26 protein-coding genes and 1 riboswitch are annotated in these 23,101 nt (G+C 72.7%); of the genes, 11 read left to right on the top strand and 15 right to left on the bottom strand.

The window, feature by feature from the left end; translation table 11 throughout:
• Positions 1 to 75: 75 nt before the first annotated feature.
• The 4 genes from thiE to AQJ58_RS05305 form a co-directional block, all read right to left on the bottom strand.
• Positions 76 to 729, bottom strand: a complete 654-nt coding sequence (gene thiE, locus AQJ58_RS05320) for a thiamine phosphate synthase (protein ID WP_067245182.1) — start codon at positions 727 to 729, stop codon at positions 76 to 78.
• 31 nt (positions 730 to 760) lie between these two features.
• Complete coding sequence (locus AQJ58_RS05315) at positions 761 to 1,126, bottom strand: Rv2175c family DNA-binding protein (RefSeq protein WP_067245179.1); 366 nt, start codon at positions 1,124 to 1,126, stop codon at positions 761 to 763.
• Positions 1,127 to 1,269: 143 nt separating this feature from the next.
• Positions 1,270 to 2,466 carry an NAD(P)/FAD-dependent oxidoreductase gene (locus AQJ58_RS05310; protein WP_067245177.1) on the bottom strand — a complete coding sequence of 399 codons (1,197 nt, stop codon included), beginning with the start codon at positions 2,464 to 2,466 and terminating at the stop codon, positions 1,270 to 1,272.
• Positions 2,467 to 2,567: 101 nt separating this feature from the next.
• A complete protein-coding gene (locus AQJ58_RS05305) occupies positions 2,568 to 2,918 on the bottom strand; it encodes an avidin-fold protein (RefSeq protein ID WP_067245175.1) in 351 nt (116 codons plus the stop codon).
• Positions 2,919 to 2,993: 75 nt separating this feature from the next.
• A riboswitch (TPP riboswitch) is annotated at positions 2,994 to 3,106 on the top strand.
• Between AQJ58_RS05305 and thiO the strand changes: the two genes are divergently transcribed.
• The 6 genes from thiO (at position 3,104) to AQJ58_RS05275 (ending at position 8,880) form a co-directional block, all read left to right on the top strand.
• The gene (thiO, locus tag AQJ58_RS05300) at positions 3,104 to 4,270 is read left to right on the top strand and encodes a glycine oxidase ThiO (RefSeq protein WP_067245824.1); all 1,167 of its coding nucleotides are present in this window, start codon (positions 3,104 to 3,106) and stop codon (positions 4,268 to 4,270) included. It overlaps the preceding riboswitch by 3 nt.
• Positions 4,267 to 4,467: a sulfur carrier protein ThiS gene (gene thiS, locus AQJ58_RS05295; protein ID WP_067245172.1), complete on the top strand. Its 201-nt coding sequence runs from the start codon at positions 4,267 to 4,269 to the stop codon at positions 4,465 to 4,467. The genes thiO and thiS overlap by 4 nt, the downstream gene beginning before the upstream one ends.
• 5 nt (positions 4,468 to 4,472) lie before the next feature.
• Positions 4,473 to 5,267 carry a thiazole synthase gene (locus tag AQJ58_RS05290; protein WP_067245171.1) on the top strand — a complete coding sequence of 265 codons (795 nt, stop codon included), beginning with the start codon at positions 4,473 to 4,475 and terminating at the stop codon, positions 5,265 to 5,267.
• A gap of 123 nt (positions 5,268 to 5,390) precedes the next feature.
• On the top strand, positions 5,391 to 7,328 hold the full coding sequence (gene pknB / locus AQJ58_RS05285; RefSeq protein ID WP_067245168.1) for a Stk1 family PASTA domain-containing Ser/Thr kinase: 1,938 nt from the start codon (positions 5,391 to 5,393) through the stop codon (positions 7,326 to 7,328).
• Between the two features lie 34 nt (positions 7,329 to 7,362).
• The gene (locus tag AQJ58_RS05280; protein ID WP_067245166.1) at positions 7,363 to 8,253 is read left to right on the top strand and encodes a deoxyribonuclease IV; all 891 of its coding nucleotides are present in this window, start codon (positions 7,363 to 7,365) and stop codon (positions 8,251 to 8,253) included.
• A gap of 123 nt (positions 8,254 to 8,376) precedes the next feature.
• The gene (locus AQJ58_RS05275) at positions 8,377 to 8,880 is read left to right on the top strand and encodes a DUF4396 domain-containing protein (RefSeq protein ID WP_067245163.1); all 504 of its coding nucleotides are present in this window, start codon (positions 8,377 to 8,379) and stop codon (positions 8,878 to 8,880) included.
• A 3-nt stretch (positions 8,881 to 8,883) separates the two neighbouring features.
• On the opposite strand, the gene AQJ58_RS05270 is transcribed toward AQJ58_RS05275, so the two are convergent.
• On the bottom strand, positions 8,884 to 9,513 hold the full coding sequence (locus AQJ58_RS05270; RefSeq protein ID WP_067245161.1) for a sulfite oxidase-like oxidoreductase: 630 nt from the start codon (positions 9,511 to 9,513) through the stop codon (positions 8,884 to 8,886).
• 175 nt (positions 9,514 to 9,688) lie between these two features.
• On the opposite strand from AQJ58_RS05270, the gene bfr reads away from it, so the two are divergent.
• Positions 9,689 to 10,168: a bacterioferritin gene (bfr, locus tag AQJ58_RS05265; protein ID WP_067245159.1), complete on the top strand. Its 480-nt coding sequence runs from the start codon at positions 9,689 to 9,691 to the stop codon at positions 10,166 to 10,168.
• 28 nt (positions 10,169 to 10,196) lie between these two features.
• On the opposite strand, the gene AQJ58_RS05260 is transcribed toward bfr, so the two are convergent.
• Positions 10,197 to 10,430, bottom strand: coding sequence for a (2Fe-2S)-binding protein (locus AQJ58_RS05260; protein ID WP_079078699.1), 234 nt, complete (start codon positions 10,428 to 10,430; stop codon positions 10,197 to 10,199).
• A 123-nt stretch (positions 10,431 to 10,553) separates the two neighbouring features.
• The gene (locus AQJ58_RS05255; RefSeq protein WP_067245155.1) at positions 10,554 to 11,906 is read right to left on the bottom strand and encodes a class II 3-deoxy-7-phosphoheptulonate synthase; all 1,353 of its coding nucleotides are present in this window, start codon (positions 11,904 to 11,906) and stop codon (positions 10,554 to 10,556) included.
• A gap of 97 nt (positions 11,907 to 12,003) precedes the next feature.
• Here AQJ58_RS05255 and AQJ58_RS45830 point away from each other — a divergent pair, with 97 nt between their 5' ends.
• Entirely contained in the window at positions 12,004 to 12,060 is a 57-nt protein-coding gene (locus AQJ58_RS45830; RefSeq protein ID WP_107121977.1) for a trp operon leader peptide, read from the top strand.
• A gap of 91 nt (positions 12,061 to 12,151) precedes the next feature.
• Positions 12,152 to 14,005 carry an anthranilate synthase family protein gene (locus AQJ58_RS05250; RefSeq protein WP_067245153.1) on the top strand — a complete coding sequence of 618 codons (1,854 nt, stop codon included), beginning with the start codon at positions 12,152 to 12,154 and terminating at the stop codon, positions 14,003 to 14,005.
• Here AQJ58_RS05250 and AQJ58_RS05245 read toward each other — a convergent pair.
• The 4 genes from AQJ58_RS05245 to AQJ58_RS05230 form a co-directional block, all read right to left on the bottom strand.
• Positions 14,002 to 15,030, bottom strand: a complete 1,029-nt coding sequence (locus tag AQJ58_RS05245; protein ID WP_067245151.1) for a 6-phosphofructokinase — start codon at positions 15,028 to 15,030, stop codon at positions 14,002 to 14,004. The two genes, AQJ58_RS05250 and AQJ58_RS05245, sit on opposite strands and share 4 nt — an antisense overlap.
• A gap of 62 nt (positions 15,031 to 15,092) precedes the next feature.
• Positions 15,093 to 15,740 carry a response regulator gene (locus AQJ58_RS05240; protein WP_067245821.1) on the bottom strand — a complete coding sequence of 216 codons (648 nt, stop codon included), beginning with the start codon at positions 15,738 to 15,740 and terminating at the stop codon, positions 15,093 to 15,095.
• An 11-nt stretch (positions 15,741 to 15,751) separates the two neighbouring features.
• The gene (gene macS, locus AQJ58_RS05235; RefSeq protein WP_067245149.1) at positions 15,752 to 16,978 is read right to left on the bottom strand and encodes a MacS family sensor histidine kinase; all 1,227 of its coding nucleotides are present in this window, start codon (positions 16,976 to 16,978) and stop codon (positions 15,752 to 15,754) included.
• A 64-nt stretch (positions 16,979 to 17,042) separates the two neighbouring features.
• The gene (locus AQJ58_RS05230) at positions 17,043 to 17,801 is read right to left on the bottom strand and encodes a lysophospholipid acyltransferase family protein (RefSeq protein WP_067245146.1); all 759 of its coding nucleotides are present in this window, start codon (positions 17,799 to 17,801) and stop codon (positions 17,043 to 17,045) included.
• Positions 17,802 to 17,959: 158 nt separating this feature from the next.
• Between AQJ58_RS05230 and AQJ58_RS05225 the strand changes: the two genes are divergently transcribed.
• Positions 17,960 to 18,739, top strand: coding sequence for an alpha/beta hydrolase (locus tag AQJ58_RS05225; protein ID WP_067245144.1), 780 nt, complete (start codon positions 17,960 to 17,962; stop codon positions 18,737 to 18,739).
• Positions 18,732 to 19,358 carry a hypothetical protein gene (locus AQJ58_RS05220; protein ID WP_067245143.1) on the top strand — a complete coding sequence of 209 codons (627 nt, stop codon included), beginning with the start codon at positions 18,732 to 18,734 and terminating at the stop codon, positions 19,356 to 19,358. The genes AQJ58_RS05225 and AQJ58_RS05220 overlap by 8 nt, the downstream gene beginning before the upstream one ends.
• Before the next feature lie 7 nt (positions 19,359 to 19,365).
• On the opposite strand, the gene AQJ58_RS05215 is transcribed toward AQJ58_RS05220, so the two are convergent.
• The 4 genes from AQJ58_RS05215 to AQJ58_RS05200 all read right to left on the bottom strand — a co-directional run bounded on the left by AQJ58_RS05215 (position 19,366) and on the right by AQJ58_RS05200 (position 23,068).
• On the bottom strand, positions 19,366 to 20,112 hold the full coding sequence (locus tag AQJ58_RS05215; protein WP_067245141.1) for an endonuclease/exonuclease/phosphatase family protein: 747 nt from the start codon (positions 20,110 to 20,112) through the stop codon (positions 19,366 to 19,368).
• Between the two features lie 109 nt (positions 20,113 to 20,221).
• Positions 20,222 to 21,175 carry an ROK family glucokinase gene (locus tag AQJ58_RS05210; protein WP_067245139.1) on the bottom strand — a complete coding sequence of 318 codons (954 nt, stop codon included), beginning with the start codon at positions 21,173 to 21,175 and terminating at the stop codon, positions 20,222 to 20,224.
• 121 nt (positions 21,176 to 21,296) lie between these two features.
• Positions 21,297 to 21,797, bottom strand: a complete 501-nt coding sequence (locus tag AQJ58_RS05205) for a DUF5304 family protein (protein WP_067245137.1) — start codon at positions 21,795 to 21,797, stop codon at positions 21,297 to 21,299.
• Positions 21,798 to 21,901: 104 nt separating this feature from the next.
• Positions 21,902 to 23,068 carry an ArsA family ATPase gene (locus AQJ58_RS05200; RefSeq protein ID WP_067245136.1) on the bottom strand — a complete coding sequence of 389 codons (1,167 nt, stop codon included), beginning with the start codon at positions 23,066 to 23,068 and terminating at the stop codon, positions 21,902 to 21,904.
• Between the last annotated feature and the right edge of the window lie 33 nt (positions 23,069 to 23,101).

Genomic DNA, 23,101 nt, shown 5'->3' with positions numbered 1-23,101 from the left:
CATCCGGACACACATCCGGCCAGTCATACGGGCAGACGGGCGAGAGGCATACGGGCAGACACGCGGGCAGGCGTCCTAGAGCCCGGGGTCGCGCAACCGCTTCGCGAACTCCGCCGCGGCCGCGCCCGGATCGTCCGCCTCGGTGAGGGCCCGGACGACCACGACACGGCGGGCTCCGGCCTCCAGCACCTCGTCGAGGGTGCCGAGGTCGATGCCGCCGATCGCGAACCAGGGGCGGTCGGTGCCCTGGGCGGCGGTGTGCCGGACCAGGCCGAGGCCGGGGGCGGCCCGGCCGGGCTTGGTGGGCGTGGGCCAGCAGGGGCCGGTGCAGAAGTAGTCCACGCCCTCCTGGACGGCGGCGGCCTCCGCCTCCGCCTCGGAGTGGGTGGAGCGGCCGATGAGGACCTGGTCGCCGAGGATCGCGCGGGCCGCGGGCACCGGCAGGTCGCCCTGGCCGAGGTGGAGGACGTCGGCGCGGGCCGCGTGGGCGACATCGGCCCGGTCGTTGACCGCGAGGAGCCTGCCGTGCCGGGCGCAGGCCTCGGCGAACACCGCGAGCAGCTCCAGCTCCTCGGCGGCCTCGATGCCCTTGTCGCGCAGCTGCACGATGTCGACACCGCCCGCGAGGACCGCGTCCAGGAACTCCGGGAGGTCGCCCTGGCGGGTGCGGGCGTCCGTGCACAGGTAGAGCCGGGCGTCGGCCAGGCGCGCGCGAGCGGTGTCGGTCATCGAGGTCCCCCGGGGTGTCGGTACGGCCGGCTCAGACGGCGAGCGCCTGGGCGCGGCGCTTCACTTCCGTCCCGCGATTCTCGCTGAGGGCCTGGGCGGGGGTGCCGGGCAGGCTGTCGTCGGGCGTGAAGAGCCACTCCAGCATCTCTTCGTCCGTGAAGCCGTCGTCCCGCAGCAGCGTCAGGGTCCCGGCCAGGCCCTTGACGACCTTGTCGCCGTCGATGAAGGCGGCGGGGATGTGCAGCGCGCGGTTCTCACCGCGGCGTACGGCGATGAGCTGGCCCTCCTTGATCAGCTGCCGGACGCGGATCACGTCGACATCGAGCATCTCCGCGATGTCGGGCACGGTCAGCCAGGCAGGGACGAGAGCATCGGTCTTTGCGTCAATCTCGGTCACGGGGTCAAGGGTAGGCGCATCTCCCCGCGGGCCGCGATGGGTGGTTCTCCCGGTGCGGCCGCGCGGGTGGCCGCACCGCGCCCACGCGGCGGAGCCCGCGTGTGTCACGGCCCCGCGCCCCGGGGGTCGCCCCCTCGCACGGGTCAGGCAGTCGCGGTCTTCAGGGGGCGGGCCGGGTCCGCCAGCGCCGTCGCGTCCATGCGGGTGGCCGACTCGATCAGGCGTCTGCCCTGGGCCAGGTCGCGGGGGCGCCCCACCGCCAGGAGGGCGGTCAGGCGGCCGTCGCGGAGCCAGCAGACGCTCCAGGCCGGGCCCGTGGGGTCGCCGCGCCAGACGAGGCGGTCGGCCGCGGTGTGGTGACCGGCGTACTGGACGAAGCGGCCGAACTGCTCGGACCAGAAGTAGGGGACCGGGTCGTAGACGGCCGGGGGCTCGTCCGTGGCCGTGCCGATGATGTTCGCGGCGACCGTGCGGGGCCCCTGGAGGGCGTTGTCCCAGTGGTGGACGAGGAGGCGCTCGCCGTAGCGCGCCGAGGGGAAGGAGGCGCAGTCGCCGACCGCGTACACGTCCGGGACGGAGGTGCGCAGCCGGTCGTCGGCCAGGACCTCGCGGTGGGGGCCCAGGGCGACGCCGGAGCCGCTCAGCCAGGCGGTGGCGGGGCGGGCGCCGATGCCGACGACCACGGCGCCCGCGGGCAGCCGGGTGCCGTCGTCGAGGACGACCGCGCCGGCCTCGACGCGGGCCACGCGCGCGTGGGTGCGCAGATCGGTGCCGCTGTCGGCGTACCAGGCGGTCATCGGGGCGGCGACCTCGGCCGGCAGGGCGCCGGCCAGGGGCCGGTCGGCGGCCTCGACGACGGTGACCGCGCACCCGGCCTCACGCGCGGCGGTGGCGAACTCGGCGCCGATCCAGCCGGCCCCGACGACCACGATGTCGTGGGCGCCGGCGAGGACGGGCCGCAGGCGTTCGGCGTCGTCCAGGGTGCGCAGCAGATGGACGCCGGGCACGCCCTCGGCGCCCGGCAGCCGGATCGGCTGGGCCCCGGTGGCGAGGACGAGGACGTCGTACGGGACGGGCCCGGCCTCGGTGTCCACCTCGTGGTCGGCGGGGCGCAGGCCGAGCACCTCGCGGCCGAGCAGCAGGTCGATGCCGAGGCCCTCGAAGTCGACGTCGAAGGCGGAGCCCTCGGCCTTGCCGAGCAGCACGGCCTTGGACAGCGGCGGCCGGTCGTAGGGCTGGTGGGGCTCGGCGCCGATCAGCGTCACGGTGCCGTCGAAGCCCTGTTCACGCAGGGCGACCGCGGTCTGCACCCCGGCCATGCCCGCGCCGACGACGACCACGCGCCGCCCCGGCCGTCCGTCCTCTTCCCGGCTCTCTTCCCGGCTCTCTTCCCTGCTCAGCTCGCTCACCTGATCACCATAGATACCTGACGGTCCGTCAGTCAGCCGTCGTGCTCCGTGACCTGCTCCACAACGCTGGTGCCGCTGCCTTCCTGCGACTCCCAGGACCAGGTCTCCTCCAGCCGCACCCGGCCGTCCGGCAGGGCGAGGACCGTCGAGACGCAGTGCCCCGAGGAGGTCGTGCCGTCGTGCTTGAGCTGGACGTACCGGAAGTCGAGCCGGTCTCCCTCACGGGTACCCACGAGATGCCCGCGTACGACGTCGCCGCCCGCGTAGTCCGCCCAGATCACGCCGTCCTCCTCGTGGTACGTGAAGCGGGTGCGGGTGCCGACCTGGCCCGGGGCCTGGTCGGCGACGGGGGCGAGGACGAGGCCGTCGAGCGAGCGGGACACGGAAAGAGGGCTCCTTACGGGGCGGGAGGCTCCCTTTACAGGGGCACGGAAGCACGGGCTAGGGTGTGGCCAACGTAGAGCACTCGCGGGAGCCCGGACGCACCGGGCTGAGAGGGAGGCTGGCCGGCCTCCGACCGTACGAACCTGATCCGGGTCATGCCGGCGAAGGGAGGGGCTGGACGCCCATGTCGCGTACACGTACATCCGACGTCCTCGTCGTGGGGGGCGGGATCATCGGGCTGGTCACGGCGTGGCGGGCCGCGCAGCGCGGGTTCGCCACGACGGTGGTGGACCCCGAACCGGGCGGCGGGGCCGCGCGGGTGGCGGCCGGGATGCTGGCCGCCGTCACCGAACTGCACCACGGCGAGCAGACCCTGCTGGGGCTCAACCTGGCCTCGGCGCGCCGGTATCCGGACTTCGCGGCCGAACTGACGGAGGCGACCGGGCGGGACCTCGGCTACCGCCGGTGCGGCACGCTCGCGGTGGCGCTGGACGCCGACGACCGCGCCCACCTGCGGGAACTGCACGCGTTGCAGGTGCGGTCGGGGCTGGAGTCGGAGTGGCTGAGCGGGCGGGAGTGCCGGCGCCTGGAGCCGATGCTCGCGCCCGGGGTGCGGGGCGGACTGCGGGTGGACGGCGACCACCAGATCGATCCCCGGCGGCTGGCCGACGCGCTGGTCGTGGCGTGCGAGCGGGCCGGGGTGGTCCTCCACCGCGCGTGGGCGAAGCGGCTGTCGGTTACGGGCGGACGGGCCGCGGGGGTCGTCACCGATGACGGTACGGCCCTGACGGCGGGGCAGGTGGTGCTGGCGGCGGGGAGCCTCAGCGGGCGGCTGGCGGGGGTGCCGGAGGACGTACTGCCGCCGGTGCGGCCGGTGAAGGGGCAGGTGCTGCGGCTGACGGTGCCGGCCGGGTACGCGCCGTTCCTCAGCCGTACGGTGCGGGCCGTGGTGCGCGGCAGCCAGGTGTATCTGGTGCCGCGGGAGAACGGCGAGCTGGTCGTGGGCGCCACGAGCGAGGAACTCGGCTGGGACACGTCGGTGACGGCGGGCGGTGTGTACGAACTGCTGCGCGACGCCCACGAGCTGGTGCCGGGGATCACGGAACTGCCGCTGACGGAGACGCGCGCGGGACTGCGGCCCGGCTCCCCCGACAACGCGCCGCTGCTCGGGCCGACCGCACTGGAGGGACTGCTGCTGGCCACCGGGCACTACCGCAACGGGGTGCTGCTGACGCCGGTGACCGGGGACGCCCTGGCACATGCCCTGGCCACCGGTGAACTCCCGGACGAAGCACGCCCCTTCACCCCCCGGCGCTTCGGCGCCGCCGCTCGGACGGAGCAACTCGTATGAACATCTCGGTGAACGGCGAGCGGCGGGTGGTCGCTCCCGGTACGGGCCTCGACAGTGTCGTACGGTCCCTGACGGCGGCGCCCTCCGGAGTGGCGGCCGCGTTGAACGAGACGGTCGTCCCGCGCGGGGAGTGGTCGGCGACGCCGCTCCGCGAGGGCGACCGGGTGGAAGTCCTGACCGCCGTGCAGGGAGGGTGAGCGCCATGGCCGACGATCCGTTCCTCCTCGGCGGTACGTCCTTCTCGTCGCGTCTGATCATGGGTACGGGGGGTGCGCCGAGCCTGGAGGTGCTGGAGCGGGCGCTGGTGGCGTCCGGGACCGAGCTGACGACGGTGGCGATGCGCAGGGTGGACCCCGGAGTGCAGGGCTCGGTGCTGTCGGTGCTCCGGCGGCTGGGCATCGGGGTGCTGCCCAATACGGCGGGGTGCTTCACGGCCGGCGAGGCGGTGCTGACGGCGCGGCTGGCGCGGGAGGCGCTCGGGACGTCGCTGGTGAAGCTGGAGGTCATCGCCGACGAGCGGACGCTGCTGCCGGATCCGGTGGAGTTGCTGGAGGCGGCGGAGACGCTGGTGGACGACGGGTTCACGGTGCTGCCGTTCACGAACGACGACCCGGTGCTGGCGCGGAAGCTGGAGGACGTGGGGTGTGCGGCGGTGATGCCGCTGGGTTCGCCGATCGGGTCGGGGCTCGGGATCCGCAACCCGCACAACTTCCAGCTGATCGTGGAGCGGGCCGGGGTGCCGGTGATCCTGGACGCGGGGGCCGGGACGGCGTCGGACGTGGCGCTGGCGATGGAGTTGGGGTGCGCGGGGGTGATGCTGGCGTCGGCCGTGACGCGGTCGCCGGATCCCGAGCGGATGGCGTCGGCGATGCGGGCGGGCGTCGAGGCGGGGCGGCTGGCGCGGCTGGCGGGGCGCATCCCCCGGCGCTATTTCGCTCAGGCGTCGTCCCCCACGGACGGCCTGGCCGCCCTGGACCCGGAACGCCCCGCCTTCTGACCCGTGCGCCCTTGGCGGCCTGCACCCGCCCCCACCCGTCTCTCGCGTCACAGGTCGGCTGCAGTCGTGCTCCGAATGTGTGGGTACGGGTGGGGTGTCGGTCGTGGCTCGTAGACTCGCTGCGTGGACACGACCCTTCAGGACCCTCTGGTCGGGCAGGTGCTCGACGGGCGGTATCGCATCGACGCGCGGATCGCCGTGGGCGGGATGGCCACGGTCTACCGGGCCGTGGACACCCGTCTCGACCGTGTGCTCGCCGTCAAGGTGATGCATCCGGCGCTCGCGGCCGACGGGTCGTTCGTCGAGCGGTTCATCCGGGAGGCCAAGTCCGTCGCCCGGCTCGCCCACCCCAATGTCGTACAGGTGTTCGACCAGGGTACGGACGGGTCGTACGTGTACCTCGCGATGGAGTACATCGCCGGCTGCACCCTGCGGGACGTGCTGCGCGAGCGCGGGGCGCTCCAGCCGAGGGCCGCGCTCGACATCCTGGAACCGGTGCTCGCCGCGCTCGGCGCCGCCCACCGGGCCGGGTTCGTGCACCGCGACATGAAGCCCGAGAACGTGCTGATAGGGGACGACGGGCGGGTCAAGGTCGCGGACTTCGGGCTGGTGCGGTCCGTCGACACCGTGACCAGCACGACCGGCGCCGTGCTCGGGACCGTCGCCTATCTCGCGCCCGAGCAGATCGAGACGCCCGGCGCCGCCGACCCCCGGGTGGACGTGTACGCGTGCGGTGTCGTGCTCTACGAGATGCTCACCGGGGAGAAGCCGCACGACGGCGAATCCCCCGCGATCGTGCTCTACAAGCACCTCCACGAGAACGTCCCGCCGCCCTCCGCCGAGGTCCCCGGCCTGCCGCTCGCGCTGGACGAGCTGGTCGCGTCGGCCACCGCCCGCACCCGGGAGGTCCGGCCGCAGGACGCGGTCGCACTGCTCGGCGAGGTGCGGGAGGCCCGCGCCGGGCTGACCGAGGAGCAGCTCGACGCCGTGCCTCCGCAGGCCGTGTCCGCCGCCCACGACAACGCCGAGGACCGCACGAGCGTGATCCCGCGCTCGCTGACCGTGCCCCGGCCCCTTCCCGTCGGCGAGGAGGAGGGCTTCGACCCGGGCGAGGCCAACCGGACCGCCCGGTTCCAGAGCCCTCCTCCGCCGCCTCCCCGTCGGCGCGGGGCGCGGCCCCGGCGCGGGCTGGTCGCCCTCGTCACCGCGGTCCTGCTGGTGATCGGTCTCGGCGCCGGCGTCTGGTACATCAACTCCGGGCAGTTCACCAAGGTGCCGGCGGTGCTCACGCAGTCGCGGGCGAAGGCGGAGCAGCGGCTGAAGGCCGCCGGCCTCGAGGTGGGCGCGGTCCGCCACGCCTACAGCGACACCGTCGACCGGGGCACCGTGATCAGCACGGATCCCGGGCCCGGCTCCCGGATCCGCAAGCACGACTCGGTGACGCTCACCGTCTCCGACGGCCCGCAGACGGTGAAGGTGCCGGATGTGACGGGGTCCCGGCTGGACAAGGCCAAGGCGCTGCTGACGTCGGACGGGCTGGAGCCGGGGCAGGTCACCGAGGAGTTCAGCGACGACGTGATCAAGGGCTTCGTGATCAGCACCTCCCCCGGGGCGGGCACGGAGCGCCGGGCGGGCTCGGCGGTCTCGATCGTCGTGAGCCAGGGCCGCGCGGTCGACGTCCCGGACGTCACCGGCGAGGACCTGGACGACGCGAAGGCCGCCCTGGAGGAGGCCGGTCTGACGGTGGAGGTCTCCGCCGAGCAGGTCACCTCCGAGTTCGACAAGGGCCAGGTGGCGGCGCAGACCCCGAAGGCCGACAGCCAGGCCGCCGACGGCGACACGGTGACGCTGACGCTGTCCAAGGGTCCGGAGATGGTCGAGGTCCCGGACGTGGTCGGGGACAGCGTCGACGACGCGAGGACGGCGCTCGAACAGGCCGGCTTCGAGGTCAAGGAGGACCGCGGGCTGCTCGGGCTGTTCGGCGACACGGTGAAGAAGCAGTCGGTGGACGGCGGCGACACCGCGCCCAAGGGTTCGACGATCACGATCACCATCCGGTGACGGGGGTGCGGGCGCCGCATGACACCCTGAACGGGTGAGTCAGCCACCCCGCCCAGCAGTGTCCTTCCCCTCCCGCAACCCCGTCGGCGGCCATGTGCCCGTGGCCGGCGGACTGCACTCCGTGGGCCTGTCGTACGCCCGCGACCTCAAGGCCGAGACGGTCCAGGTGTTCGTCGCCAACCCGCGCGGCTGGGCCACCCCGGCGGGCAACCCGGCCCAGGACGAGGCGTTCCGGGAGGCCTGCGCGGCGGAGTCGGTCCCGGCGTACGTGCACGCGCCGTACCTGATCAACTTCGGGTCGCACACCGAGGCGACGGTGGAGCGGTCGGTGGAGTCGCTGCGGCACTCGCTGCGCCGGGGGCGGGCGATCGGGGCGCTGGGGGTCGTCGTGCACACGGGGAGCGCGACGGGCGGGCGGGAGCGGTCCGTGGCGCTGAAGCAGGTGCGGGAACATCTGTTGCCGCTGCTGGACGAGCTGACCCACGACGACGACCCGTTCCTGCTGCTGGAGTCCACCGCCGGGCAGGGCTCCTCGCTCTGCTCCCGGACCTGGGACTTCGGGCCGTACTTCGAGGCGCTGGACGCGCATCCCCGGCTCGGCGTCTGCCTGGACACCTGCCACGTCTTCGCCGCGGGGCACGATCTGACCGGCCCGTCGGGGATGCACCGGACGCTGGACCTGCTGGTGGACACCGTCGGGGAGGGCCGGCTGAAGCTGATCCACGCCAACGACTCCAAGGACGTGGTCGGCGCCCACAAGGACCGGCACGAGAACATCGGTGCCGGACACATCGGCGAGGACCCGTTCCGTGCGCTGATGACCCACCCGGCGACCCGGGGCGTACCGCTGATCATCGAGACGCCCGGCGGCAAGGAGGGCCACGCGGCGGACGTGGAGCGGCTGAAGCGGCTCCGGGACGGATAGGAGCGGCCGGGCGAGAGGTTCGGGAAGGTTCGGGGGTTCGGGAAGGTTCGGAATACCCCAGGGGGGTATACGGTTGCCGGGAGGAGCGACACAGGAACCGTCATCCGGCATTGGGGGCCACCCATGGAGCACGAGACGCACACGGCACACGCCCACCAGACCCCGCACACCCGTCCCACCGCGGCACCCGCCGCCACCTGGGCCATGGCCGCCCAGGCCACCCTGCACTGCCTGACCGGCTGCGCCATCGGCGAGGTGCTCGGCATGGTCGTGGGCACGGCGCTGGGCTGGGGCAATCTGCCGACCACGGTGCTGGCGATCGTCCTGGCCTTCTTCTTCGGTTACTCCCTCACCCTGCGCGGGGTCCTCAGGGCCGGTCTCGGCTTCCGGGCCGCGCTGCGGGTGGCGCTGGCCGCGGACACGCTGTCGATCGCGGTGATGGAGCTGATCGACAACGGCGTGATCGCGCTGTGGCCGGACGCGATGGACGCGACCCTCTCCGACGCGCTGTTCTGGGGGTCGCTGGCGGTCTCGCTGGCCGTCGCCTTCGTGGTGACCGTGCCGGTCAACAAGTGGATGATCGGCCGCGGCAAGGGCCATGCGGTGGTGCACCGGCACCACCACTGAGGCTCAGAGCTCGGGGCCGTCCCCGGGTTCCTCCTGATAGGAGTAGCGCTGCTCCTTCCAGGGGTCGCCGATGTTGTGGTAGCCGCGCTCCTCCCAGAAGCCGCGGCGGTCGGCGGTCATGTACTCGATGCCGCGGACCCACTTGGGCCCCTTCCAGGCGTACAGGTGGGGCACGACGAGCCGGACGGGGAAGCCGTGCTCGGCGGTGAGGAGTTCGCCGTCCTTGTGGGTGGCGAAGATCGTGCGCTCGGCGGCGAAGTCCGCCAGGCGCAGGTTGGAGCTGAAGCCGTACTCCGCCCACACCATCACATGGGTGACGTCGGCGGCGGGCGGGGCGATCTCCAGGACCGTCCGGGCCGGGACCCCGCCCCATTCGGCGCCGAGCATGCTGAACTTCGTCACACAGTGCAGATCGGCCACGACGGTGGTGTACGGAAGGGCGGTGAACTGCTCGTGGTTCCAGCAGCGCTTCTCCCCGTCGGCGGTGCCGCCGAAGACCCGGAAATCCCAGCGCTCGGGCCGGAACTTGGGGACCGGACCGTAGTGGGTGACCGGCCAGCCGCGCTGGAGTCGCTGTCCCGGGGGAAGCTCGGACGCCACTGCTTCTCCAGATTCGCGCTCCACCGGCTCCATGTCTCCATCCTGACAGACCCGACACAGTGCACATGACCGGCCATCTCCCGAATCGGGCAACACCGCCCAAGCATGCCCTTACTTACTAAGTACGCACTTACTGGACGATCTTCCCCGCCGGTGCAATCATGCGGCGGCAACCTCCCCGACCCCCCAGGTGGAAGGAGCCTTGGCGATGCAGGGCGACCCCGAGGTCATCGAGTTCCTGAACGAGCAGCTCACCGGTGAGCTCACCGCGATCAACCAGTACTTTCTCCACGCCAAGATGCAGGAGAACTTCGGCTGGACGAAGCTCGCGAAGTACACGCGGCACGAGTCCTTCGACGAGATGAAGCACGCGGAGGTGCTCACCGACCGGATCCTGTTCCTCGACGGCCTGCCGAACTACCAGCGGCTGTTCCATGTGCGGGTGGGCCAGACCGTCAAGGAGATGTTCGAGGCCGACCGGCAGATCGAGGTCGAGGCGATCGACCGCCTAAGGCGCGGCATCAAGGTGATGCGCGAGAAGGGCGACATCACCTCGGCGAACATCTTCGAGTCCATCCTGGAGGACGAGGAGCACCACATCGACTACCTCGACACCCAGCTGGAGCTGGTCGAGAAGCTCGGTGACGCGCTGTACATCGCGCAGCTGATCGAGCAGCCCGAGAGCTGAGCAGTCCGAGAGCCGAGCGGCCCGGGAACTAGGCCGCTTCGTCCAGCCCGTCCAGCGAGGACAGCACCGGCCGGCCCTGATCGGCGAGCTCGCGGCGCGGGCAGGTGCCCCGGCCGAGGATCGCCTGGATACGGCGCACACACGAACCGCAGTCCGTGCCGGCCTTGCAGGCGGAGGCTATCTGGCGGGGTGTGGAGGCTCCGTCGTCCGCATGCTGCTGGACCTGCGCTTCAGTCACTCCGAAGCAGCTGCAGACGTACACGCGGATTCACCTCCCGCCGAGATCAATAAGGCTAACCTAACCTTACCCGGCACTCGGTGCCGACAAAAGTGGAGTGGGGCGCGGATCGCCTGTGATCCGCGCCCCACTCCGCTGACCGGAAGGTCACTGGTCCCGGTACATCTCCGCGACGAGGAACGCCAGGTCGAGGGACTGGCTGCGGTTCAGACGCGGGTCGCAGGCCGTCTCGTAGCGCTGGTGGAGGTCGTCGACGAAGATCTCGTCGCCGCCGCCGACGCACTCGGTGACATCGTCACCGGTGAGCTCGACATGGATGCCGCCCGGGTGCGTGCCGAGGCCCTTGTGGACCTCGAAGAAGCCCTTGACCTCGTCGAGCACGTCGTCGAAGCGGCGGGTCTTGTGGCCGGAGGCCGCCTCGAAGGTGTTGCCGTGCATCGGGTCGGTCACCCAGGCCACCACCGCGCCGGACGCGGTGACCTTCTCGACCAGCTCGGGCAGCTTGTCGCGGACCTTGTCGGCGCCCATGCGGACGATGAAGGTCAGCCGGCCCGGCTCACGGTCGGGGTCGAGGCGCTCGATGTACTGGAGCGCCTCCTCGGCCGTGGTCGTCGGGCCGAGCTTGATGCCGATCGGGTTGCGGATCTTCGAGGCGAACTCGATGTGCGCGTGGTCCAGCTGCCGGGTGCGCTCACCGATCCACACCATGTGCCCGGAGACGTCGTACAGCTGCCCGGTGCGCGAGTCGACCCTGGTCAGGGCGGCCTCGTAGTCCAGCAGCAGCGCCTCGTGAGAGGAGTAGAACTCGACGGTCTTGAACTCCTCCGGGTCGGTCCCGCAGGCCCGCATGAAGTTCAGCGCGTTGTCGATCTCGCGGGCCAGCTGCTCGTAGCGCTGGCCGGAGGGGGAGGACTTCACGAAGTCCTGGTTCCAGGCGTGCACCTGGCGCAGGTCGGCGTAACCGCCGGTGGTGAAGGCGCGCACCAGGTTCAGCGTGGAGGCCGAGGCGTGGTACATGCGCTTCAGGCGCTCGGGGTCCGGGATCCGGGCGGCCTCGTTGAAGTCGAAGCCGTTGACCGAGTCGCCGCGGTACGTCGGCAGGGTCACGCCGTCGCGGGTCTCCGTGCCCTTGGAGCGCGGCTTGGAGTACTGGCCGGCGATCCGGCCCACCTTCACCACGGGGACGGACGCGGCGTACGTCAGCACGGCGCCCATCTGGAGCAGCGTCTTCAGCTTGTTGCGGATGTGGTCGGCCGAGACCGCGTCGAAGGCCTCGGCGCAGTCGCCGCCCTGGAGGAGGAACGCCTCTCCCTTGGCGACGGCAGCCATCCGGGCGCGCAGCTGGTCGCACTCGCCCGCGAAGACGAGCGGCGGATACGACTCCAGCTCCGCAACGACTGCGCGCAGAGCCTCGGTGTCGGGGTACTCGGGCTGCTGCGCCGCGGGCAGGTCTCGCCAGGTGTTGCCAGCGCTCGCGCTGGTCTTAGCGTTCACGGTCACGTCCTCAACATTACGGGGTCGTGTCGAGTCCTTTTCGCCCCGGCTCGACAGGTGAGACGACCCCACGCTCAGGTGGGCGTGCGGTAGGGTGCGGCACATGTTCGCGCACTCGACCCGTACCTGGTGGTGGACCGTCCAGCCGGCGGCCCACTGACTGCGCGTACGCACGACGTCGCGAAGGCCGCCCGAGGGGCGGCCTTCGGCGTTTCCGGGGTCCGTTCCTCGCCCTACCCTGCAGAGGAACCATGGACCTGACCCGGCTGTCCCACGACGACCGCCCCTTCGCCCTGCTGCGCCGCCGCACCCCCGGCCACGACGAGAACACCGTGGAGCTGCTGCTCGGCCCGGTCACCACCTGCGAACGGCTGGCCGACCTCCCGGACGAGTGCCTCGCGCTCGTCCCCTTCCGCCAGATCCGCGAGCGCGGCTTCGACGTCCGCGACGACGGCACCCCGCTCGCCGTGCTCACCCCCGAGGAGCGCCACACCCTGCCGCTCGCGGAGGCGCTCGCCCAGCTCCCCGCGCACGAGGTGGAGGTCGGGGGCGGGGGCTTCGACGTCACGGACGAGGAGTACGCGGGGATCGTCGCACGGGTGCTGCGGGAGGAGATCGGGCGCGGCGAGGGCGCGAACTTCGTGATCCGCCGGACGTACGAGGGGCGGATCGCCGGATTCGGCAGGGCCGACGCCCTCGCGCTGTTCCGGCGGCTGCTGGAGGGCGAGCGGGGCGCGTACTGGACGTTCGTCGTGCACACCGGGGAGCGCACGCTGGTCGGCGCGAGTCCGGAGGTGCATGTGCGGATGTCCGGCGGGACGGTCGTGATGAACCCGATCAGCGGGACGTACCGCTATCCGGCCGAGGGGCCCACCCCCGAGCACCTGCTCGGCTTCCTCGCCGACGGCAAGGAGATCGAGGAGCTGTCGATGGTGGTCGACGAGGAGCTCAAGATGATGTGCACCGTCGGCGACATGGGCGGGGTGGTGGTGGGGCCCCGGCTGAAGGAGATGGCGCATCTCGCGCACACCGAGTACGAGCTGCGCGGGAAGTCCTCGCTGGACGCGCGGGAGGTGCTGCGGGAGACCATGTTCGCGGCGACGGTCACCGGGTCGCCGGTGCAGAACGCCTGCCGGGTGATCGAACGGCACGAGGCCGGCGGCCGGGGCTACTACGCGGGGGCGCTGGCGCTGCTGGGCCGGGACTCCGGCGGGGCGCAGACCCTCGACTCCCCCATCCTCATCCGGACCGCCGACATCGACGAGGCCGGGCGGCTGCGGGTGCCGGTCGGCGCCACGCTCGTGCGGGGGTCGGACCCGGCCGGCGAGGTCGCCGAGACGCACGCGAAGGCGGCGGGGGTGCTGGCGGCGCTCGGCGTACGGCCGGGCCGGCCCGCGCGGGAGCGGACGCGTCCCCGGCTCGCGGACGACCCCCGGGTGCGGGCCGCGCTCGACGGGCGGCGCTCGTCGCTGGCGCCGTTCTGGCTGCGGATGCAGGAGCGGACGCGGGACCTCACCGGTCATGCGCTGGTCGTGGACGGGGAGGACACGTTCACGGCGATGCTGGCGCACGTGCTGCGCTCCTGCGGTCTGGAGGTGTCCGTCCGGCGCTACGACGAGAGCGGGCTGCCCGAGGTGGTGTCGGCGCACGAGGGTCCTGTGGTGCTGGGCCCCGGCCCCGGTGACCCGGCCGACCTCGGCGACCCGAAGATGCGCTTCCTGCGGGAGCTGACCGCGCGGGTGCTGCGGGAGCACCGGCACGGGGTGCTGGGCGTCTGCCTCGGGCACGAGCTGATCGCGGCGGAGCTGGGGCTGGACATCGTCCGCAAGGAGGTGCCGTATCAGGGGGCGCAGACGGAGATCGACCTGTTCGGACGGGTGGAGACGGTCGGCTTCTACAACAGCTTCGTGGCACGGTGCGACGAGGGGACCGCACAGGAGCTGGCCGGGCACGGCGTCGAGGTGAGCCGGGCCCCGAACGCGGAGGTGCACGCCGTACGGGGGCCCGGGTTCGCGGGGGTGCAGTTCCACCCGGAGTCGGTGCTGACGGTGAACGGGGCGGTGATCGTGCGGGAGTTGATGGGGGCGCTGCGGCCGGTCGGCTAGCCGAAGAACACCCCCGCCTCCGCGTACAGCGCCGGATCGACGGTCTTCAGCCGGGCCGTCGCCTCCGCTAGCGGGACGCGGACGATGTCCGTGCCGCGCAGGGCGACCATCGTGCCGAAGTCGCCCTCGTGGACGGCGTCGACGGCGTGCAGACCGAAGCGGGTGGCGAGCCAGCGGTCGAACGCGCTGGGGGTGCCGCCGCGTTGGACGTGCCCGAGGACGGTGGTGCGGGCCTCCTTGCCGGTGCGCCGCTCGATCTCCTTGGCGAGCCACTCGCCGACGCCGGAGAGCCGGACGTGCCCGAAGGAGTCCAGCGAGCCGTCCTTGAGGACCAGGTCGCCGTCCCTGGGCAGGGCGCCCTCGGCGACGACCACGATCGGCGCGTAGGAGGCCCGGAACCGGGAGGTCACCCAGGCGCACACCTGCTCGACGTCGAAGGGCTGCTCGGGGACGAGGATGACGTTCGCGCCGCCGGCCAGGCCCGAGTGCAGGGCGATCCAGCCCGCGTGCCGGCCCATCACCTCCACGACCAGGACCCGCATATGGGACTCGGCGGTGGTGTGCAGCCGGTCGATGGCCTCGGTGGCGATCCCGACGGCGGTGTCGAAGCCGAAGGTGTAGTCCGTGGCGGAGAGGTCGTTGTCGATGGTCTTGGGGACGCCGACGCACGGGACGCCGTACTCGCCGGAGAGTTTCGCGGCGACGCCGAGGGTGTCCTCGCCGCCGATGGTGATCAGGGCCCCGATCCGCTGCCGGGCCAGGGTGTCCTTGATCCGGCGGATGCCGTCCTCCTCCTTCAGCGGGTTCGTGCGGGAGGAGCCGAGGACGGTGCCGCCCCGGGGGAGGATCCCGCGCACGGCCCGGATGTCGAGGCGGACCGACCGCCCCTCCAGGGGACCGCGCCAGCCGTCCCGGAAGCCGATGAACTCGTGCCCGTACTCCTGGACGCCCTTGCGGACGACCGCCCGGATGACGGCGTTGAGCCCGGGGCAGTCACCGCCTCCGGTCAGTACTCCGACGCGCATGGAAGAGGTCCCTTCGCCGAGAGCCGATGGCTGCCTGACGAGGAGTCAGTGTCCTGCGGGCCTCACTCGTCGTCGAGACCCCGCTCGATCGCGTACCGGACCAGTTCCACCCGGTTGTGCAGCTGGAGCTTGCCGAGGGTGTTCTGGACGTGGTTCTGGACCGTGCGGTGGGAGATGACGAGGCGTTCGGCGATCTGCTTGTAGCTGAGCCCCTTGGCCACCAGCCGCAGCACCTCGGTCTCCCGGTCCGTCAGCCGCGGCGCGTCGGGCTCGTCGGAGCCGGAGGCGGAGGCGGGGTCGGAGGCCAGCCGTCGGTACTCGCCGAGGACCAGTCCGGCGAGGCCGGGCGTGAACACCGGGTCGCCGACGGCGGTACGGCGCACCGCGTCCAGGAGTTCCTCGGTGGACGCCGACTTCAGCAGGTAGCCGGTCGCCCCGGACTTGACCGCCTCCAGGACGTCGGCGTGCTCGCCGCTCGCGGAGAGCACCAGGACGCGCAGCGCGGGGTTCGCCGCAACGACCTCCTTGCACACCTGGACCCCCGGCTTGGCCGGCAGGTTGAGGTCCAGGACGAGCACGTCCGGCACGGCCGCCCGGGCGCGGCGCACCGCCTGCTCGCCGTCGCCCGCGGTGGCGACCACCTCGAAGCCGGCCTCGGTGAGGTCCCGGGCGACCGCGTCGCGCCACATCGGATGGTCGTCGACCACCATGACCTTGATGCTCATCGCCTGCTGTCCTTCCCCGCCACGGCCTTCGGCACGGTCAACTCCACTTCGGTGCCCTGTCCGGGCGTCGAGATCAGCTCGGCGCGGCCGCCGAGGTCGCGCAGCCGGCCCCGGATCGACTGGGCGACCCCGAGCCGCCCCTCGCCCTCGGCCTGGGCCAGCCGCCCCTCCGGGATGCCCGGCCCGTCGTCCCGCACGGTGACGATCACCTCGCCGGGTTCGTCCTCCACCAGGATCCAGGCACGGGCCTCCTCGCCCGCGTGCCGGCGTACGTTGTCCAGGGCGGCGCCCACCGCGGCGGCCAGCTCCCGGGCGGCGGCCGGCTCCAGCAGCACCGGCGCGCCCGGCTCCGCGAGCGCGACCCTCGCGGCGGCGTACGGCGCGAGCAGCGTGCGCAGATCGAGGGGACCGTCGCTCCCCGCCGGCTGATCGGGCACCTCCACCAGGCGTACGACGGCCCCCTCGGCGAGGTCCTCCGACACCCGGGAGACGGGGACGAGCCCGCCGGAGACCAGGGTGCGCAGCGCGACCTCCTGCTCGCCGGCCAGTCGGCCCAGCTCGGCCGCCTCGCCGCCGAGGACCGCGCCGCGCCGCTGCACCATGGCCAGCACCTGCAGCACGCCGTCGTGGATGTCCCGGGCGAGCCGCTCCCGCTCCCGCGTGGCCGCCTCGATCTCCAGGGCGCGGGCGAGGGTGCGCTCGGAGGCGCGGGCGACCTCGACGACGTACCCGATGGCGATGGAGGCGACCCAGACCAGGATCACGTTGTGGACGGTGTCGCGGGCCGGGTGGCCGCGCTCGATCAGGTTGGCGACGGCCACCGGCGTGGAGGCGAACGCGGCCCAGCGCCAGCCGCCCTTGATGGCGAAGGCGAGGACCGAACCGGCCGTCCATATCGAGGGCAGGGTGGGCCCGCTGTCCTGGATGTGCTGGTCGCTGACGACGAACGGGGTCAGCACGATCCCGGTCAGCGCGACCGCGAGGTCGACGGTGAGGAAGCGCTTGGTGCAGGCCGCCGCGTTCTGCACCCGGGGCAGGGTCGCGAGCGTCCACACGAACAGGACGGCGAAGTAGGCGATGGCGACGCCGGGACGGTCGTAGTCGTCGTAGGCGGTGGCGAACAGGCCGACCGCGTACAGCATCGTCAGGACCCGGTAGCCGGAGAGCGCGCGCCACAGCGGCAGCTCCACCGACATCCTCATGACTCTCTCGCGCCTGGCCATCCGTCCAGTCCCCCCGCCCCCGGAGCGCCCCTGCCGCTCTCGTACCGCTACCGCTCTGGTACCACTACCGCTCTTGTTCCTTCTTGGCCTGGTCCTTCTCGGCCTGCGCGAGCGCCGCCCGCGCGGCCTTCTCGGCCTCCTTGTCGGCCTTGGCCGCCTCCGCGATCTGCCGCTTGGCGGCGGTCGCGTAGATGTCGACGTACTCCTGGCCGGAGAGCTTCATGATCTCGTACATCACCTCGTCCGTCAGTGCCCGCAGCACGAAACGGTCGTGGTCCATGCCCTCGTAGCGGCTGAAGTCCAGCGGCGCGCCGATCCGGATGCCGGGCCGCATCACCTTGGGCATCACCTTGCCCGGCGGCTGGATCTTCTCCGTGTCGATCATGGCGACCGGGATGACGGGCGCTCCGGTGGCGAGCGCCACGCGCGCGAGGCCGCCCGGCTTGCCGCGGTAGAGGCGGCCGTCGGGCGAGCGGGTGCCCTCGGGGTAGATCCCGAACAGCTCACCGCGCTCCAGCACCTCTATGCCGCTCTTGATCGCGGCCTCCCCCGCGCCGCGCGCTCCGGAGCGGTCCACCGGGAGCTGGCCGACGCCCTTGAAGAAGGCGGCCGTCAGCCTGCCCTTGAGGCCGGGCGTGGTGAAGTACTCGGCCTTCGCGATGAACGTGACCTTGCGGTCCAGGACCGCGGGCAGGAAGAACGAGTCCGAGAAGGAGAGGTGGTTGCTCGCCAGGATCGCGGGGCCCTCGGCGGGAATGTTCTCGAGGCCTTCCACCCAGGGCCTGAAGGTGACCTTCAGCGGTCCCCCGATAGCGACCTTCATCGCGCCGTACAACAACCCAGTGCCTCCTGTATGTGTTCTCAGACCTTAACCCGGCGCGGCGGCAAAGGCCCCGACGGCCCTGGTCGGTGTCAGTGGGGTCGCGTACCGTGAACCTCACGCCCCTCTCATGAAGAACAGACGAAGACAGGAGACCGAAGGTGCCGGTCCTTCCTGGAGCCGAGCCGTACCGCCACGAGGGCGGGGAGGTCGGGATCCTCCTCTGCCACGGCTTCACCGGTTCCCCGCAGTCGCTGCGTCCCTGGGCCCGGTACCTGGCCGGTCGGGGGCTCACCGTCGCGGTCCCCCTGCTGCCGGGGCACGGCACCCGCTGGGAGGACATGGCCCTCACCGGCGGCCCCGACTGGTACGCGGAGGTGGACCGCGAGCTGCGGGCCCTGCGCGAGCGGTGCTCCCGGGTGTTCGTGGCCGGACTGTCCATGGGCGGCGCGCTCGCGCTGCGGCTGGCCGCCCGGCACGGCGCGGACGTCGAGGGCGTGGTCGTGGTCAACCCGGCGAACAAGGTGCACGGGCTGTCGGCGTATGCCCTCCCCGTGGCCCACCACGTCGTGCGGTCGACGAAGGGGATCGCGAGCGACATCGCGCGCGAGGGGAGCGTCGAGATCGGGTACGACCGGGTGCCGCTGCGCGCGGCACACGCGCTGCGGATCCTGCTGCGGCAGATCGACGGGGAGCTTCCGCAGGTCACGCAGCCGCTGCTGCTCCTGCGCAGCGTCCGGGACCATGTCGTCCCGGCGGCCGACTCGGCCCGGGTCCTGAGCCGGGTCTCGTCCACGGACGTGACCGAGATCCTCCTGGAACAGAGCTACCACGTGGCAACGTTGGACCACGATGCGGACCGGATCTTCGAGGAGAGCTACGCGTTCATCGCCCGGATCGCGCCCAGTGTCGGCAAGGAAGGGACGGCCGTAGGTGGCTGAGCACGACTCCGACCGCGAGGACCGGGAGAACCGGGACGGACGGGAGGGCCCGGACGGCCAGGAGGCCCGTCGGGGCCGGGAGCCCAAGGAGCAGAACGTGCCCTTCGACGAGGACGCCGCGTGGGCGGCGATCGTCGCGGGGTACGGGGACGAACCGCCGGACCCGCCGGGGGCCAGGCCGTTCAAGTCGATCGAGGACCTGGCCCTGCTGGAGACCCGGACGAACGAGGACGAACCCCGGGACTCCGCGGAGGACCAGGAGCCGGAACCGGCCAAGCCGCTCGGCAGCTCCGTCTCGTTCGCGCCCGGTGTCGGCCCGCGCGACTACAGCGCGGCGGAGCCGGCCGAGGAGGACTTCGACGAGGAGGACGAGGGGCACTTCGTGCCGCCGGAGCCGCCGCCGCTGCCGGCCGCCGACACCACGGCCAAGTTCGCCTGGCTCGGGGTGATCGGCGGGCCGCTGCTGCTGTTGCTGGCGGTGCTGCTGGGCTGGGAGATGACGTGGTGGCTGACCACGGTCTGCGTCGGCGGCTTCCTCGGCGGCTTCGCCACGCTGGTGGTCCGGATGCGCTCGGACGACGAGGACGACCAGGATCCCGGCCGGGGGGCCGTGGTCTAGTCCTGCTCTAGTGCGCGGGGATTCTGAGGGCGGCCAGGACCGGGAGGTGGTCCGTGGCCGCCCTCAGGTCGTTCTCGGTGACGCCGGGGAGGCCGTGGGGGACGCCGCAGCCGAGGATCTCCACGGCCTTCGTCGCGAAGATGCCGTCGATACGGCGGTCCGGCGCGGCGGCGGGGAAGGTGTGCTCGGTGCCCCAGGGCGCGGTGGCGCGGCAGTCGCTGAGGGTGTCGGCGAGGCGGGTGAACGCGGGGCCGCCGGGGCGCTCGTTGAGGTCGCCGCCGGCGATCGCGTGGTCCACGTCCATCCCGGCGAGCCGGTCGAGGAGCAGTCCTGCCTGGTCGTGGCGTTCGTCCTGGTGCAGGCTCAGATGGCAGCTGATCACGCCGAGGCGGGCGCCGGCGATGCGGACCACGGCGGTGGCGAGGCCTCGGCGGTACCGGCCGGGGGTGAGGGGGAGCAGGACGTCCTCGGTGCGCTCCGGCATGACGCGCAGGGAGCAGAGGATCGCCGGTCCGGCCGCTGTGCCGCCGCCCGTGAGGATCACCAGGCCGGTGGCCGCGGCGAGGCGGGCGAGCTTCTTGCGCCAGCGGAAGAAGAGCGGGGCTTCCTGGAGGAGGACCAGATCGGGTGTGCAGGCCGTGATGACCCGGGCGAGGGCGTCGGTGTCGTCGCGCAGGGAGCGGATGTTGTAGCTCAGGACCCTGATGACGGCCGAACCGTCGGGCTCGGTACCGGAATTCGGGAGCGGCGGCATGCGGATCAATCTACGCCCGAGGAGGTGGGGCGCGAGGGTTGCGCGCGAGGGCCGGTTCGCGTGGCCTGTCGCGCGGTTCCCCGCGCCCCCGGGGTGGGACGCGTGAGCGTCACATGATGGGGTCGGGCTCTCTCGCCAGGTCCGCCGCGCCGACCAGACCCGCCTCGTTGCCCAGCTGGGCGGCGATCACATCGGCGACCGGGCGCCAGTTGCCGCCCACCAGCCAGCGCTTGTACGACTTGCGGATCGGGTCGAGGACCAGTTCGCCCTCGTCGGAGAGGCCGCCGCCGACGATGAAGGCGGAGGGGTCGAAGAGGGAGGCGAGGTCGGCGAGGCCGGCGCCGGCCCAGCGGGCGAGTTCGCGGTAGGAGTCGACGGCGACCGGGTCGCCCTGGCGGGCGGCCATGGAGATGTGCTTGCCCTCGATGCCCTCGGGGGAGCCGTCGCCGAGGGCGAGCAGGATCTCGGCGTTCTCCGGGGTGGCGTTGGCGCGCTGCTTGGCGTACCGCACGAGGGCGCGGCCGGAGGCGTACTGCTCCCAGCAGCCCTGCGAACCGCAGCCGCACAGCAGGCCGTCCGGGACCATCCGGATGTGGCCGAACTCGGCGGCGACGCCGAAGTGGCCGCGGCGCAGCTTGTTGCCGATGATGATGCCGCCGCCGAGGCCGGTGCCGAGCGTGATGCAGATGACGTTGCGGTGGCCCTTGCCCGCGCCGAACTTGTACTCGCCCCACGCGGCCGCGTTGGCGTCGTTCTCGACGACGACCGGGAGGCCCACGCGGGCCTCGACGTCGTCCTTGAGCGGTTCCTGGCGCCAGTCGATGTTGGGCGCGAAGTAGACGGTGGAACGCTGCCGGTCGACGTAACCGGCGGCGCCGATGCCCACACCGACGATCTCGTGGCCCGCGCGGGCGCCCTCCACGGCCGAGGCGATGGCGTCCACGATGGCCTCGGGCGTGCTGGGGGTCGGCACCTTGAAGGTCGAGAGGATGTTGCCTTCCTCGTCGACCACGCCGGCCGCGATCTTCGTGCCGCCGATGTCGACGCCGATGGTGAGTCCCATGAATCCCTCAGTTTCGGTCGAGCCCCGCTACGGCCAACGGTACCCGAGCCGCTGTTGCCGGATTCCCGTCGTCCGCCGGGCGGACAGGCGCCCCGGGGCGTCTTTCTGAGGGTCCGCGCGGTCAGTCGAGGTCGATGCGCTGTCCCGGGCCGGTGCCCTCACCGCCGTCGCGGGGGTCGTCGCGCGGGTCGTCCTTCAGGTCTCGGTCGGGGCTCGTCCAGCGCTGTTCCTGGTGCTGGACGGCGGAGCGGTAGGCGGCGAGGAGTTCGCCGCCGGCCGCCGCGAGGTGGTCGAAGACGTCGGGGTTGCGCTCGATGACGGGTTCGACGGCGGCCTTGGCCTGCTGCACGACCTGGCGGACCACCTGCTGCGCGGCGCCGCCCGCGACGGCGCCGAACAGCGGGGACTGGATGCCGGAGAGCTTGTCGGCGACGGTCTCGACGAGCTTGCGCAGTTCCTCGGCAGCCGAGCCCTCCGGGCGGCCCTGCTCGGCCCGGCGGCGGGCCTTCTCGCGGGCCAGGTCCTCGGCACAGGCGGTGGCCCAGGCGTCCGCGTCGGCGGCGCGGGATTCCTCGGCGGCCTCGTCCCGGGCGGCGTCGGGCGTGGGGCGCTCTTCGCTCATGACGGACTCCTGGTGGCTTCTGCGGTCCTGCTGGTGCTGTCCTGACGGGACGACGCCGATGACGGATCGCCCCTCTCGACGTTACCCGAACGGGGGTATGCCGTTCACCGCCCCTGCGGCCACAGGCCGGGATCCGGTGCGAACCGGATGCGCAGCTCGCCGTCGCGCAGGGCGGCGCCCTCCACGGTGCAGCGGCGCAGGGCCGAGGGCAGCGGGACGATCCGGCGGAAGGGTCCCGCGGCGAGGACGAGTTCGTCGCCGCGGCGGATGAGGTCCAGTTCGTCGCGCAGGGCGCCGGGCAGCGGGATGTGCCAGACGAGGACGCCGTCCTCGGCGAGCCGGTCGGCGACGGCCCACTCGACCGGGGAGCCGGTCGTGTTGACGGGGGGCACGGCGAGCGCCGTGAGGTCGTCGGCGCCGCGCGGGTCGTGGCCCAGGTGGGCGACGGTCCGCGCCGCGCCCTCCCACTCCGTGAGCGCCTTGCGCTGCTGGCCGACGAGCCGGCCGAGCCAGCCGTCGTCGGCCGCGCTCTCCGGCAGGACCCGGTTGGCGACGAGCGACTCGACGGGCAGGGCGCGCAGGGCGAGCCCGAGCCGGGCGTCCCGGACGGCGTCGGCCCCGGCCGGGCCGGGTTCGGCGACGAGCCGTACGGCGGTGCGGGGGTCGGCGAGGACGGCCTGGACGGCGGCCAGCTCCAGGTCCCAGCGGCCGGTGGTCTCGTACAGCCACTCGGCGGGCATCGGCACCCCGGCGAGCCGTCCGAGGACGGGCCGCAGGGCACGGGCGGCCTGGCGCTCCGGTGGCAGCAGCCGGCGCAGATAGCGGCGCAGCTCCTCGGGGAGCGCGAGCAGGGCGAGGGCCTGGGCGGTGGGCGGCAGGTCGACGACGAGCAGGTCGTGCGCCTCGGCGAGGGCGGCGTCGCGCAGGGCCCGCAGCAGGGTCAGCTCCTCGGCCCCGGGGAGCGGCGTGACCTCCTCGGTGTCGAGTCGGGCGGCCCCGAGCAGATCGAGCACGGTCGAGGCCCGGTCCTGGAAGGCGGTGAGGTCGTCGCGGAACGCGGTGGTGGCGTCCGGCCGCCAGGCGGTGAGGTGCGACAGGACCCGCACCGGCTCGCCCCCGGTCGGGACGCCGAGGGCGGCGCCGAGGCTGTCGCCCCGGTCGGCGCTGAGGACGAGGGTCCGTACGCCCGCGCGGGCGGCGTCCAGCGCGGTGGCGGCCGCGACGGTCGTACGCCCGCTGCCACCGGGCCCGATGATCAAGATGGTGCGCATGAGGAGGAACGCTAACCGAGACGCACCCTCAGC

This window comes from Streptomyces sp. DSM 15324, assembly GCF_001514285.1.
Lineage (GTDB): Bacteria > Actinomycetota > Actinomycetes > Streptomycetales > Streptomycetaceae > Streptomyces.
Note: the sequence above shows the minus strand (reverse complement) of the source record. Positions and strands in the feature narration are given on the sequence as shown.

Coding starts and splice junctions, on each gene's coding strand:
- thiE (WP_067245182.1), bottom strand. CDS start 729: ATGACCGACACCGCTCGCGCGCGCCTGGCCGACGCCCGGCTCTACCTG.
- thiO (WP_067245824.1), top strand. CDS start 3,104: ATGTCGCGTACACGTACATCCGACGTCCTCGTCGTGGGGGGCGGGATC.
- thiS (WP_067245172.1), top strand. CDS start 4,267: ATGAACATCTCGGTGAACGGCGAGCGGCGGGTGGTCGCTCCCGGTACG.
- AQJ58_RS05290 (WP_067245171.1), top strand. CDS start 4,473: ATGGCCGACGATCCGTTCCTCCTCGGCGGTACGTCCTTCTCGTCGCGT.
- AQJ58_RS05275 (WP_067245163.1), top strand. CDS start 8,377: ATGGAGCACGAGACGCACACGGCACACGCCCACCAGACCCCGCACACC.
- AQJ58_RS05270 (WP_067245161.1), bottom strand. CDS start 9,513: ATGGAGCCGGTGGAGCGCGAATCTGGAGAAGCAGTGGCGTCCGAGCTT.
- bfr (WP_067245159.1), top strand. CDS start 9,689: ATGCAGGGCGACCCCGAGGTCATCGAGTTCCTGAACGAGCAGCTCACC.
- AQJ58_RS05250 (WP_067245153.1), top strand. CDS start 12,152: ATGGACCTGACCCGGCTGTCCCACGACGACCGCCCCTTCGCCCTGCTG.
- AQJ58_RS05245 (WP_067245151.1), bottom strand. CDS start 15,030: ATGCGCGTCGGAGTACTGACCGGAGGCGGTGACTGCCCCGGGCTCAAC.
- AQJ58_RS05240 (WP_067245821.1), bottom strand. CDS start 15,740: ATGGTGGTCGACGACCATCCGATGTGGCGCGACGCGGTCGCCCGGGAC.
- macS (WP_067245149.1), bottom strand. CDS start 16,978: ATGGCCAGGCGCGAGAGAGTCATGAGGATGTCGGTGGAGCTGCCGCTG.
- AQJ58_RS05230 (WP_067245146.1), bottom strand. CDS start 17,801: ATGAAGGTCGCTATCGGGGGACCGCTGAAGGTCACCTTCAGGCCCTGG.
- AQJ58_RS05215 (WP_067245141.1), bottom strand. CDS start 20,112: ATGCCGCCGCTCCCGAATTCCGGTACCGAGCCCGACGGTTCGGCCGTC.
- AQJ58_RS05210 (WP_067245139.1), bottom strand. CDS start 21,175: ATGGGACTCACCATCGGCGTCGACATCGGCGGCACGAAGATCGCGGCC.
- AQJ58_RS05205 (WP_067245137.1), bottom strand. CDS start 21,797: ATGAGCGAAGAGCGCCCCACGCCCGACGCCGCCCGGGACGAGGCCGCC.
- AQJ58_RS05200 (WP_067245136.1), bottom strand. CDS start 23,068: ATGCGCACCATCTTGATCATCGGGCCCGGTGGCAGCGGGCGTACGACC.